Genomic DNA, 13,353 nt, shown 5'->3' on the forward strand with positions numbered 1-13,353 from the left:
TGAGATGGCCAACACCTCACGCCCCGACCACCTCCCCAACCTGCGCCCGGACGGCAAGCCGCCGCACCCGTCCTGGCTGCCGAAACAGCGCCGCGGCGTCACCCCGCAGATGATCGGGCGCTATCCGGATTACGACGTGCTGCAAACCGCCGACACGTGGGACGAGGCCACCAGAAAGGTGGTGCTGGCCCGGCTGGAGCCACCCGGCCCGCTGCGGTTTTTCCCGCTCGAAGAGGAGCCGTGCCTGCGCGCGTTCTGCGACACGGTGCTCGCGCAGGACGTCGAGCCGCGGGTGCCGGTGGCCGAGGCGGTCGACGGCAAGCTCGCCGACGGGCGCCTCGACGGCTACCAGTACGCCGACATGCCCGACGACCGTGACACCTGGCGGCTGGTGCTTCGCGGGCTGGACGAGACGGCGTCGACCCACTACGGCAAGGCTTCATTCGCCGAAGCTGATCCGGAAACCCGCGAGGCGATCATCGACCGGTTCGCGAAGGCGGACCTGCACGGCGGCGCATGGGAAAACCTGAACGTCAAGCGGGCGTGGTCGGTGTGCATGCGAATGGCATTGTCGGCCTTCTACTCTCACCCGTGGGCGTGGAACGAGATCGGCTTCGGCGGCCCCGCCTACCCGCGCGGCTTCATGCGCCTCGGTGGAGCCACCGGGCCGGCCGCCGCGCGCGAACCGTACGAGACTCCCGGTGCCACCGACGAAGATCCGGTGCACATCGTGAACAACGGGGAGTTGTGATGGGCGACCTGTTGCGCGGCCTGTTCAAGGGAGCGGTCGAACCGAAGGACAACGATTCGCGATTCCTGCTCGACGTGCACACCCGCGACCTGCCGGGCGAGAAGACGATGCGCCGCTACGCCGACGACGACGAGGTCGATCTGGTTGTGGTGGGCGCCGGGGCCGGCGGCTCGGTGCTGGCGCAGCGGCTGGCACGCCAGGGCTGGCGGGTGGTGATCCTCGAGGCCGGCCCGTTCTGGCACCCCGACGAGGATTGGGTGTCCGACGAGGCCGGCTCCCACGCCCTGTACTGGACTCAGAAACGCATCATCGGCGGCGACGACCCGATCGAGCTCGGCAAGAACAACTCCGGGCGTGGGGTGGGCGGCTCCATGGTGCACTACGCCGGCTACACCCCGCGGTTTCACCCCAGCGACTTCGAGACCCACACCCGCGACCGGGTCGGGGCGGACTGGCCCATCCGCTACGAGGACATCCGCCGCCACTACGAGCAGGTCGAGCTCGAGCTGCCGGTCGCCGGCCAGAACTGGCCCTGGGGCGATCCACACCGTTATCCCTTTACACCGCATCCCATTTCGGGTGCGGCCGCCAAGATCTGGCGGGGCGCGCTCAAACTCGGCATCGAGATGCGGGTGGGACCCGTCGGCATCGTCAACGGCACCTTCGGCAACCGCCCACACTGCATCTACCGCGGCTACTGCCTGCAGGGCTGCAAGGTCAACGCCAAGGCCAGCCCGTACGTCACCCACCTTCCCGACGCGCTGGCCCACGCCGTGGAGATCCGCGCCAACTGCATGGCCTCGCGCGTCGAGCTCGACGAAAGCGGTGCCGCCCGCGGCGTCGTGTACTACGACGAGATCGGCGGCAAAGAGCGCCTGCAACGCGCCAAAGTGGTTGCGATTGCCGGGTATTCGATCGAAACCCCCCGCCTGCTGTTGAATTCGGCCAGCGACCGCTTCCCGAACGGGCTGGGCAACAACGATGATCAGGTCGGGCGCTACGTCATGGTGCAGGGGGCCACCCAGTCCGCGGGCCGGTGGTCCGAGGAGGTCCGGATGTACAAGGCTCCTCCCCCGGAGGTGAGCTCCGAGCAGTTCTACGAGACCGACGTCTCCCGCGGCTTCGCCCGTGGGTTCGCTATCCAGACCGTGTCGCCGTTGCCGATCGGCTGGGCCGAACACGTGCTGGCCGAAGGGTATTGGGGCCGCGCCATGCGGGAGTACATGCGCGACTACAACCACTGGGCGACGGTCGGCGTGCTCAACGAGCTGTTGCCACAGCCGGACAATCGGGTGACACTGGCCTCTGGAGATGAAGCGAAGGACCCGTACGGCATCCCGGTGGCCCGGTTCGACTACACGCTCTGCGACAACGACAAGGCCAACATTGCGCACTCCACCAAGGTGATCGGCGACATCCTGCACGCCGCCGGCGCCCAGGACGTGCTCACCATCGAGCGTTTCGCTCACCTGATCGGCGGCGCGCGGATGGGCACCAGCCCGGCCAATTCGGTCGTCGACTCCGATCAACGGGTGTGGGGCGTGCCGAACCTGTTCCTCGCCGACGGCTCGGTGTGCCCGACGCAGGGCTCTGCCAACCCCGCGCTGACCATCATGGCGCTGGCCTCGCGGCTGGCCGAACGATTGGCCGCCGGCAAGATCGATACCACTGCGGGACGGAGGTCGGAGGCGAGAGCCCGTGGCTGATCGGACCATCGACGTCGAGACCATCTTCGCGCCCCGGGTGCTGCGCGAATACGCGCTGCTCGCCGACGGCGAGCGCGGCGCGCTGATCGGGCCACAGGGCGACGTGGCGTGGATGTGCGCGCCGCACTGGGACTCCGACGCCGTCTTCTCCAATCTCATTGGTGGCGGCGGGGTTTACTCGATCACTCCGACCGACGTCCGGCACGTGTGGGGCGGCTATTACGAGCCGGGCACCCTGATCTGGCGCAACCGCTGGATCACCCGCGACGGCATCGTGGAATGTCGTGAGGCACTGGCCTTTCCCGGCGATCCCGACCGGGTGGTGCTGCTGCGGCGCCTCATCGTGTGCAGCGGTACGGCGCGGGTGCGGGTGCTGCTCGCCCCGAGCGCGGGGTTCGGCCGGCACGGTCTCGGCCAGCCGACCTCCGACGACGGGGTGTGGAGCGGCCGGTCGGGCCGGCTGCGCTGGCGTTGGCTGGCCGGCTGCGACGCGCGCACCGTCAAGGCCGCACACGACAAAAGCGAGTTGCTCGCCTGCGAGATCACCCTGGAGGAGGGCCGACAACACGACCTGGTGCTCGAGCTGTCCGAACGCGCGCTCCCCGACCGGCCGCCCGACCCCGACCTCGCCTGGGACGCCACCGCGGCCACCTGGCAGCGCAGCGTGCCCCGGTTGAACTGCACCATCGCCACCCGCGACGGGAGCCACTCCTACGCGGTGCTGCGCGGACTGACCAGCAGCGGCGGCGGGATGGTGGCCGCCGCGACGATGAGCCTGCCCGAACGCGCGCACACCAACCAGAACTATGACTACCGCTACGCCTGGATCCGCGACCAGGTGTACGCCGGCATGGCCGCCGCCGCCGTCGGCACAACCGAACTGCTGGACCGGGCGGTCGAATTCGTCGGCGCCCGGCTGCTCGAAGACGGTCCGAACCTGAAACCCGCGTACACCGTCACCGGCGGCGCGGTGCCCAGTGAAGAAACCCTCGACCTGCCCGGTTATCCCGGCGGCACCGACAAGGTCGGCAACTGGGTCAATCAGCAGTTCCAGCTCGACGTATTCGGCGAGGCGCTGCAGTTGCTGGCCAGGGCGGGCGCCGAAGATCGGCTCGACGCCGACGGGTGGCGCGCCGCACAGACCGCCATCAGGGCCATCGAAAAGCGTTGGCGTGAACCGGATGCCGGGGTGTGGGAAATCGACGACGAGTATTGGACGCAGTCGCGGCTGGCCTGCGTGGCCGGGCTACGCGCCATCGCGAAAGTGGCCGGCGCCGGCCCCGAGGTGACCACCTGCGCTTCGCTGGCCGACGCGATCCTGGCCGACACCGCCTCGAGCTGCCTGCACCCGCACGGCTATTGGCAGCGCAGCCCGCGGCTGACCGGCGTCGACGCGTCGCTGCTGCTGCCGCCGGTGCGCGGCGCCCTGCCCGCCGACGACCCCCGCACCCGGGCCACCCTGGACGCCGTTCGCCGGGAGCTCACCGACGACGGCTTCGTCTACCGCTTCCGGCACGACGAGCGCGAGCTCGGTGACGCCGAGGGCGCCTTCCTGCTCTGCGGATTCATGATGGCGCTGGCCGAACACCAACTCGGTCATGGTCATTGCGCGATGCGCTGGTTCGAACGCAACCGGGCCGCGTGCGGGCCGCCGGGGCTGTTCTGCGAGGAGTACGACGTGCGTCAGCGCCAGCTCCGCGGCAACCTGCCGCAAGCGTTCGCGCACGCGCTGATGCTCGAATGCACGGCCGTCCTCACCGACGACGACGCCCACCATGAGTGACTACCGGACCGAGCGAAAGGCAGTTCTGCGATGACACAGACAGTCGTGATCACCGGAGCCAGCGCGGGCATCGGCCGCGCCACCGCCCAACAGTTCGGCCGGCGCGGCGACAACGTCGCCCTGCTCGCCCGCGGCACCGCCGGGCTGGACGGCGCGGCACGCGACGTCGAAGCCGGCGGCGGCAAGGCCCTGGCCATCCCTACCGATGTGGCCGACCACGCGGCCGTCGTCGCCGCCGCCGATGAGGCCGAAGCCGCCTTCGGACCCATCGACGTCTGGGTCAACGTCGCGTTCACATCGGTGTTCGCGCCGTTCACCGAGATCAGCCCCGACGAATTCAAGCGCGTCACCGAGGTGTCCTACCTCGGCTACGTGCACGGCACCATGGCGGCGCTGGCCAAGATGCGGCCCCGCAACCGCGGCACCATCGTGCAGGTGGGCTCGGCGCTCAGCCAGCGATCGATCCCGTTGCAGTCGGCCTACTGCGGCGCCAAGCACGCCGTCAACGGGTTCACCGAATCGGTGCGCTGCGAGTTGTTCCACGAGGGCTCGAAGGTGCGGATCACCGTCGTCCAGATGCCCGCGGTCAACACCCCCCAATTCTCCTGGGTGCTGTCGCGGCTGCCCCGCCACCCGCAGCCGGTGCCGCCGATCTACCAGCCCGAGGTCGCCGCCCGCGGCGTCCTGTATGCCGCCGATCATCCTGGGCGTAAACAGTTCTGGGTCGGCGACTCCACCATGGTGACGCTGCTGGGGCAGAAGTTCGTCGCACCGCTGCTGGATCGCTACCTCGGCCGCACCGGCTACGACTCCCAGCAGACCGACGAGCGCGTCGACAGCGACCGGCCCAACAACCTCTGGCAGCCGCTGGACTCCGAGCCGGGCACCGACCACGGCGCGCACGGCCAGTTCGACGACAGGTCGCACGCCCACAGCCCGCAACTGTGGGCATCCCAGCACCCGATAGTCAGCGGTACCGGCGCGCTCGGTGCCGCCGGGGTGGGTGCCTGGCTCGCGGCCCGGGCGGGCCGCCGGTGGGCGCGATGACAACCGCGCGCATCGACGCGGTCATCGAAACAGTCACCGCGCAGGCCTACCAAATCCCGACCGACACACCGGAAGCCGACGGCACCCTGTCCTGGTCCTCGACCACGCTGGTACTGGCCGAGGTCACCGCCGGCGGCCGGCGCGGGATCGGATACACCTACGCCGACGGCGCGTGCGGCAAGCTGATCGGCGGCAAACTGGCCGAGGCGCTCACCGGACACAGCGCCGTGGACATCCCCGCCCGGTGGGCGTCGATGGTGACCGCGATGCGCAACAACGGGCGCCCCGGCCTGGCCTCCTGCGCGATCTCGGCCGTCGACACCGCGCTGTGGGATCTCAAGGGCAAGCTGCTCGAGCTACCGGTATGCCGGCTGCTCGGCATGGCGCACGCCGAAGTACCGATCTACGGCAGCGGCGGATTCACCACTTATGACGAGCGCACCACCCGCGCCCAACTCGAGCGATGGGTCGACGAGTGGAAGATCCCGCGGGTGAAAATCAAGATCGGCGAGTCGTGGGGCTCCGACGTGGACCGCGACCTCAGTCGGATCGCCTTGGCGCGCAAAGTAATCGGGCCCGACGCCGAACTGTACGTCGACGCCAACGGTGGCTACCGCCGCAAGCAGGCGATCCGGGTGGCCCACGCGATGGCCGACCACGGCGTCACCTGGTTCGAGGAACCCGTCTCCTCCGACGATCTGGCCGGGCTGCGGGAGGTGCGCGACCAGGTGACCCCCGACGTCACCGCCGGTGAGTACGGCTACGACCTGGCCTACTTCAACCGGATGGTCGCCGCCGGCGCGGTCGACTGCCTGCAGATCGACGTCACCCGTTGCGGCGGCATCACCGACTGGGTGCGCGCCGCGGCGGTGGCCGCCTCCTACAACGTGGACGTCTCCGGGCATTGCGCTCCCAACCTGCACGCCCACGTCGCCGCCACCATCCCGAATCTGCGGCACCTGGAGTACTTCCACGACCACCACCGCATCGAACACATGCTCTTCGACGGCGCGCTGTCGCCCGAGGGCGGCGCGCTGCGGCCCGACCAGAATCGGCCGGGGCTCGGCCTGGAGTTCAAATACCAAGACGCCGAGCGCTACCGGATGGCCTGAGTGTCACTTCCCACTCGTCCAACGCCGAGGCGTGGATGCGCGCAAAAACGGGAATCGATACGCCAGGGTTTTCACAGAAGGAGATGGAGAAACGCACCATGACGGTGAACTCCAACGACGAGACCGTTGAGCGCCGTGCGGCGCTGGTGCCTGACGCCGTCGACCACGGCGATCTGAATGCGGTCGACCTGGTGCTGGGTCTCGGCGAGCCGCAGCGCGTCGGCAGGTTCTGGTTCTACCTCGACGGCCACCGCTGGGAGTGGTCGGATGCGGTGGCGCGCATGCACGGCTACAAGCCGGGACAGGTGGAGCCCAGCACGGAATTGCTGCTGCGACACAAGCATCCCGAAGACCGCGAGCGGGTGGTGGCGGTGCTGGACCGCGTGACCAAGGGGAAGCCGTTCAGCAGCCGGCACCGCATCATCGACACCGCCGGGCGCACCCGCTGCGTCGTCGTCGCCGGCGATCGGATGGTCGACGACAACGGCGCGCTGACCGGCACGTCCGGGTTCTACGTCGACGTCACCGACTCACTGCACTCCGATATCACCAACGTGCTGTCGGCGGTGGCCGAGGCCCGGGCGCGCATCGAGCAGGCCAAAGGCGTGCTGATGACCGCCTACGGCATCTCGGCCGAGCGCGCGTTCGACATCCTGGTGTGGCGTTCCCAGGAGGCGAACCTCAAGCTGCGCGACGTCGCCGGCCGCTTCCTGGACGCCGTGGCCAGCAAGGCATCGTCGGAGACGCAAAGCCAGGTGGACCAGGCTCTGCTGACCCTCGGCTAGCGGAGCCACGCTAGGGTCGGCCCAGTGGCGCACCTACTGGGAGCCGAGGCCGTACACCTCGAATATCCGACTCAGGTGGTCTTCGAATCGATCACGCTCGGGGTCAACGACGGCGCGCGCATCGGCATCGTCGGGCGAAACGGCGACGGCAAATCCAGCCTGCTGCGGCTGCTGACCGGCCAACAATCGCCCGACTCCGGCCGCGTCACCCGGCGCAGCGGGTTGCGGGTCGGGGCGCTGAGCCAGGCCGACACGCTGGACCCGGACCGCAGCGTGGGCTCCACGCTCGTCGGTGAGGCCGCCGAACACCAGTGGGCCGGCGACGCGCGGGTCCGCGATGTGGTCGCCGGGCTGGTCTCCGACATCGCCTGGGAGGCAACGGTTGGCACGCTGTCCGGCGGCCAGCGCCGCCGGGTGCAGCTGGCCCAATTGCTGATCGGCGAATGGGACGTCATCGCACTCGACGAGCCAACCAACCATCTGGACATCGAGGGCATCACCTGGCTCGCCGGTCATCTGCGCCAACGCTGGGCGCGCAACACCGGCGGGCTGCTGCTGGTGACCCACGACCGCTGGTTCCTCGACGAAGTCGCCACCACGACGTGGGAGGTGCACGACGGGATCGTCGAACCGTTCGACGGCGGATACGCGGCCTACGTCCTGCAACGGGTCGAACGCGACCGAATGGCCGCCGCCGCCGAGGCCAAGCGGCAGAACCTGATGCGCAAGGAGCTGGCGTGGCTGCGCCGCGGGGCGCCGGCGCGGACCTCCAAGCCCAAGTTCCGCATCGAGGCGGCCAACCAGCTGATCGCCGACGTGCCACCGCTGCGCAACACCGTCGAGCTGGCCAAGCTGGCCACCGCCCGGCTGGGCAAGGACGTGGTCGATCTGCTCGACGTATCGGTCTCGTACCCACCTTTCAGTGGCCGCCCGGTGCTGCGCGACATCGAGTGGCGGATCGCCCCCGGCGAGCGCACCGGCATCGTCGGGGCCAACGGCGCCGGCAAGTCCACCCTGCTGCGATTGATCGACGGCAGCATCGCCCCGGACACGGGCCGCGTCAAGCGCGGCAAGACCGTGCGGCTGGCGGTGCTCGACCAGCAGGGCGACGCGCTGGCCGCGGTCGGCGGCGACCGGATCGCCGATGTGCTGGGCAGGCTGCAAGGCGGCTATCAGGTCGACGGTCGTGAGGTCACCCCCACACAGCTGCTGGAACGGCTCGGATTCGGCCGCGGTCAGTTGTCCGCCCGCGTCGAGGACCTCTCCGGCGGTGAGCGGCGGCGGCTGCAGCTGATGCTCACGCTGCTGTCCGAGCCGAACGTGTTGCTGCTCGACGAGCCGACCAACGACGTCGATACCGACACGCTGGCCGCGATGGAGGATCTGCTGGACTCGTGGCCGGGCACGCTGATCGTCGTCTCGCACGACCGCTACCTGCTGGAGCGGGTCACCGATCAGCAGTACGCCGTGCTGGATGGCCGGCTACGGCACCTGCCCGGCGGTGTCGACGAGTACCTGCGGCTGGCCGACCAGCGGGCCAGCGCCGCGGCCGCCGGATCGTCGCGGCCCGCCGACCCCGCCCCGCAAGCGATGACCGGCGCGCAACGTCGCGCCGCGGAAAAAGAGGTGGCTTCCATCGATCGCCAGCTCGCGCGGTTGGCGGACCGGATCCGGGACAAGCACGTCGAACTGGCCGCGCACGATCAGTCCGACCATGTCGGCATCACCCGGCTCACCCAGGAGTTGCGTGCGCTCGAGGAAGAGGTCGCCGCGACGGAGAGTCGCTGGCTGGAGCTTTCCGAGCTGCTCGAGTAAAGCTTTGAGCGCCAGAGGTTCTCAGGCTCCGGGCGCGGCTCAGTGCCAGCGCAGCAGCACCAGTTCGGAACCGAAACCGGGACCCACCGCGAGCATCAGCCCCGGGCTGCCGCCAGGTGGCGGTTTGGCGATCGTGTCCCGCAGGATGTGCAGCACCGACGCCGAGGACAGGTTGGCGACTTCCCCGAGCGAGCGCCAGGTCAGTTCCTGCGCCTCGGGGGGCAGTTCCAGGCTCTTGGCGATGGTGTTGATGACTTTGGGGCCGCCGGGGTGGGTCACCCAGGCGCCGATGTCGTCCTTGGTCAGCCCGTGCCCGGCGAGGAAACCGTTCACGTCGTCGGCAAGGTAGCGGTCGACGACCTTCGGCAGGTCCGGCGACATCGCCAGCTGCATTCCGTCCGAGCCGATGTTCCAGCCCATGATGTGCAGTGAATCGGGGTACTGGCGGCTGCGGGAATCGAGGATGTCGGGTCCGGCGGCATGCAGCTGCTCGGCGCGACGGTCGCCGACGGCGACCACGGCCGCGGCGCCGTCGCCGAACATCGCCGTGCCGACCAGGCCCGAGACGGTCGGCCTGACCGTCGGGAAAGTCAGCGAACACAGCTCGACCGACACCAGGGCGGCGACGCCGCCGGGGGCGCCACGCAGGTAGTCGTGCAACCGTCCGACACCCCCGGCCCCGGCCGCGCAGCCCAGGCCGAACAGCGGAACCCGGCGCACGTCCGGGCGCAGGCCAAGGCGTCCGACAAGCCGGGCATCCAGCGACGGCACCGCGATGCCGGTGACCGTCGTGGTGGCGATCATGTCGATGTCGTGCGGTTGCAGGCCGGCCTCGTCGAGTGCGCCCAGCAGCGCGTCACAGCCCAGCTCCACGGCCTTGTCGAGGAAAATCTCGTTGGTCGCGCCGAAGTCGGTCAGCTCGTGGTAGCGCTCGAGAGGCAGCACGAAGTGCCGGCTGTTGACCTTGGCGGCGGCGTGCAGCCGCCGGACGATTTCTTCGTGCTCCTTGAGCGCGGGCAACTCGACGAGCTGGTCGGTGATTTCGCGTTGGCTATACCGATGTGGCGGCAACGCGCCGAAAACACCCGCGATGACGCTCATGAGCTACCTTCTTGATTGCCAACCCGCACAAACACTCCCCTTAATGCGGGAAGTTTATGCGGTTGCGTTTGGTGGTGCAAAAGATTCATGTATTCAACACATGCATCATTAGGGTGGGTAATCGTTCGCGTAAACGCCTCCGCCAACAGGACATTCATCAATCGGTGTCCTCCTCGTCCGCCGAGCTGAGCGCCATCGCGATCAACGCATCGGGGCTCAACGAGTCGATGTCGTCGGCACCGGCAATTGCAATGCCGGCGGGCGTTTCCGGCGTACCCGCGAGCAATAGAAGCTGCTCCAACAATCCCGTTTTTCGGAGCTCGCGCAGCGGAATCTTGCGCAGCGCCGACCAAATTCTTTCCTCGTCCGATTCGGCGAACTCGTCGTGCAGCAGTTGCCGGCGGAGGTGCTCGGCCAGCGCGGCCGGCGTCGGATAATCGAAGATCAGCGTCCGCGACAAAGCCAGGCCGGTATGGCTGGTGAGGCGGTTGCGCAGTTCAACCCCGATCATCGAGTCAAAGCCGAGATCGCCGAAAGCGCGGTCGTGGTCGATGGCCCCGCCGTCCGGATGCCCTAACACCGCCGCCGCATGCTCGCAGACCAGCTCGATCAGCACCCGCTGCTGGTCGAGCTGCGCCAGCCCCTGCAGCCGGTGCGCCAAGTCGGGCGTTCGGGCGGCCGTGGCGGGCGGAGCCCCCGCCGTGGCGGCGCCCTGGGCGGCGAGCCAAAACCTTTGCCGCGCAAAGCCATACGTCGGCAACTCGACGCGGCGTACGTCCCGCCCGGCGAACGCGGCCGCCCAGTTCACGTCGAGCCCACGGGTGAACAGCTGGCCGGCCGCGCCCAGCAACGATTCCGTCTCGCGGCCATCCCTGACCATCGTGGGCACCGACAAGGCCCGCTCGGCGCGCAGCGACTGGTCCACCGCCGCCGTCAGCGCCGCGCCCGGACCGAGTTCGACGAACACCCCGGCGCCGGCCGCCTCGGCGGCACGCACACCCTCGAAGAATCGCACCGGCCGCCCGACATGCTCCGCCCAGTACCCCGGCGACCCGTACCTGGCGTCGGCCAGGCGCCCGGTCACATTCGACACCAACCCGATCCGCGGCTCCCCCACCTCGATGTCGGCCACCGCGGCGGAGAATTCCGCCACCATGGGCTGCATCAACGATGAATGAAACGCGTGCGACACTGCCAGCCGGCGCACCCGCCGGCCCGTCCGGGCCAGCCGGTCCGCCAGCGCTTCCACCGGAGCCTGCGCGCCGGAAAGCACCACCGCGTCGGGGCCGTTGACCGCAGCGATGCTCACGTCGTCGCTCAGCAACCCGGCCACCTCGGCCTCGCCGGCGCCGACCGCCACCATCACCCCGCCGGCCGGCAGTCCCGCCATCAACCGCCCCCGCGCCACCGCCACGCGCGACGCATCCGCGAGCGACAACACCCCGGCCACCTGGGCGGCGGTGATCTCACCCACCGAGTGGCCCATCACCAGATCCGGTGTCACACCGAAGGATCCCCACAACGCCGCCAGCGCGATACCCAGCACGAACAACGCCGGCTGGGCAAATTCGGTGCTGCGCAACAACTCCGGATCCTCGCCCCACATCACCTCACGCAGCGGCAGCCGTAGCTGCGCATCCACCACCGCGGCGGCCTCGTCGAAGGACCGGGCGAACGCATCGAACCGGTCATACAATTGCCGACCCATCCCCAACCACTGCGAGCCCTGCCCGGGGAACACAAAGGCCGTCTTGCCCCGCGCCGTCACCCGGCCCACCGTCACGCCCGGCGGTCTCTCCCCTGCAGCGAGGGCCGCCAAACCCGTTGTCAGCACCCGGCGATCACCGCCCACCAGCACCGCGCGGTGCTCGAACACCGTCCGGGTGGTGACCAACGACCAAGCCAGGTCGAGGGGGCTCAGATCCGCCCGGTCGGCCACATAGGCCGACAACCGTTGCGCCTGGTTGGCCAGCGCTTGTTCGGAGCGGGCCGAGAGCACCCACGGCAATACCCCGTCCGTGTCGCAGGCCGGCACCGATGCTCGGGGTTCCGGCCGGGCCGGCGGCTGCTCGACGATGAGGTGCGCGTTGGTGCCGCCCATTCCGAACGAGGACACCCCGGCCCGCCGCGGATGGTCTGCGGCCGGCCACCGGGACAGCGTGGTGTTGACTTGCAGCCCAAAGTGATTGAGGCTCGCCTCGGGGTCGGTGTAGTTGAGGCTGGGCGGGATCGCGGCGTGTTCGATCGCCAGTACGGCCTTGAGCAGGCCCGCGATTCCGGCGGCGCCACCGGCGTGGCCGATGTTGGTCTTCACCGAGCCCAGCCGCACCGGATGATGGGCGCGCTCGGCGAATACCTGGCCCAGCGCCTGGGCTTCAATCGCGTCGCCCACCTTGGTCCCGGTGCCGTGCGCCTCGATGTAGTCGATGTCGCCGCTGGTCAGACCGGCGCCGGCGAGCGCGCGCCGGATCACGTCCGCTTCGGCGCGCGCCGACGGCACGGTCTGGGCGGACGCGCTGTGCCCGGCGTTGCCCACCGCGCCACCACGAAGGACGGCGCGGATGCGGTCACCGTCTTTCACCGCCGACGGCAACGGCTTGAGCAGCACCAGTCCACCGCCTTCGCCGCGCACGTAGCCGTCGGCGCGTTGATCGAACGCGTAGGTGTGCCCCGACACCGATACCGCACCGAACTCCCTCTCCAGCGAGCCGATTTCGGTGGCCAGGTTGAGGTGCACCCCGCCCGCGACGGCCAGCGTCGACTGCCCGGAGCGCAGGCTTTCACAGCCGAGTTGCACCGCCACCAGAGAAGACGACTGACCGGAATCGACGGTCATGCTGGGTCCACGCAATCCAAAGGCGTACGAGATGCGGTTGGCGATCATCGCCCGGCTGATCCCGGTGAAGGTGTGGTGGTCCAGGTGGTCGGCGAGATCGCGTAACGTCAGTGCGGCGTAGTCATCCGTCATCGCGCCGAGGAACACCGAAACCTGTTCTCCTCGAATACTTTCCGGCGCCACGAAGGCGTCTTCGAGCAATTCCCAGGTCAGTTCCAGGGCCAGCCGTTGGCGCGGATCCATCGCGCACGCCTCGCGCGGCGACAGGTTGAAGAAGTCGGCGTCGAATTCGCCGACGTCCGCGGTGAACTGGCTGGCCTCGCGCCCGTCGCGGATCAGGCGCCAGAACTCCCCGGGGCTGGGCGCGCCGGGGAACCTGCATGCCAGGCCGATGATCGCTACGTCTGTCGGTGGCAA

9 protein-coding genes are annotated in these 13,353 nt (G+C 69.3%); 7 read left to right on the forward strand and 2 right to left on the reverse strand.

From position 1 onward, the window contains the following. Positions 1 to 4: 4 nt before the first annotated feature. The 7 genes from ACIUM1_RS02965 (at position 5) to ACIUM1_RS02995 (ending at position 8,999) form a co-directional block, all read left to right on the forward strand. Positions 5 to 751, forward strand: a complete 747-nt coding sequence (locus tag ACIUM1_RS02965; protein WP_406815808.1) for a gluconate 2-dehydrogenase subunit 3 family protein — start codon at positions 5 to 7, stop codon at positions 749 to 751. Further along, the gene (locus ACIUM1_RS02970) at positions 751 to 2,457 is read left to right on the forward strand and encodes a GMC family oxidoreductase (RefSeq protein ID WP_406815809.1); all 1,707 of its coding nucleotides are present in this window, start codon (positions 751 to 753) and stop codon (positions 2,455 to 2,457) included. Before ACIUM1_RS02965 ends, ACIUM1_RS02970 begins: the two co-directional genes overlap by 1 nt. Further along, entirely contained in the window at positions 2,450 to 4,240 is a 1,791-nt protein-coding gene (locus ACIUM1_RS02975) for a glycoside hydrolase family 15 protein (RefSeq protein ID WP_406815810.1), read from the forward strand. The genes ACIUM1_RS02970 and ACIUM1_RS02975 overlap by 8 nt, the downstream gene beginning before the upstream one ends. 30 nt (positions 4,241 to 4,270) lie before the next feature. Beyond that, positions 4,271 to 5,287, forward strand: coding sequence for an SDR family oxidoreductase (locus tag ACIUM1_RS02980; RefSeq protein ID WP_406815811.1), 1,017 nt, complete (start codon positions 4,271 to 4,273; stop codon positions 5,285 to 5,287). Then, complete coding sequence (locus ACIUM1_RS02985) at positions 5,284 to 6,399, forward strand: enolase C-terminal domain-like protein (RefSeq protein ID WP_406815812.1); 1,116 nt, start codon at positions 5,284 to 5,286, stop codon at positions 6,397 to 6,399. Before ACIUM1_RS02980 ends, ACIUM1_RS02985 begins: the two co-directional genes overlap by 4 nt. A gap of 98 nt (positions 6,400 to 6,497) precedes the next feature. Then, entirely contained in the window at positions 6,498 to 7,184 is a 687-nt protein-coding gene (locus tag ACIUM1_RS02990; RefSeq protein ID WP_406815813.1) for a PAS and ANTAR domain-containing protein, read from the forward strand. Positions 7,185 to 7,208: 24 nt separating this feature from the next. After that, a complete protein-coding gene (locus tag ACIUM1_RS02995; protein WP_406815814.1) occupies positions 7,209 to 8,999 on the forward strand; it encodes an ABC-F family ATP-binding cassette domain-containing protein in 1,791 nt (596 codons plus the stop codon). Positions 9,000 to 9,038: 39 nt separating this feature from the next. On the opposite strand, the gene ACIUM1_RS03000 is transcribed toward ACIUM1_RS02995, so the two are convergent. Beyond that, a complete protein-coding gene (locus ACIUM1_RS03000; RefSeq protein ID WP_406815815.1) occupies positions 9,039 to 10,100 on the reverse strand; it encodes a type III polyketide synthase in 1,062 nt (353 codons plus the stop codon). A 157-nt stretch (positions 10,101 to 10,257) separates the two neighbouring features. Further along, positions 10,258 to 13,353: a type I polyketide synthase gene (locus tag ACIUM1_RS03005; RefSeq protein ID WP_406815816.1), complete on the reverse strand. Its 3,096-nt coding sequence runs from the start codon at positions 13,351 to 13,353 to the stop codon at positions 10,258 to 10,260.

The sequence above is a fragment of the Mycobacterium sp. M23085 genome (genome assembly GCF_045343915.1).
Lineage (GTDB): Bacteria > Actinomycetota > Actinomycetes > Mycobacteriales > Mycobacteriaceae > Mycobacterium.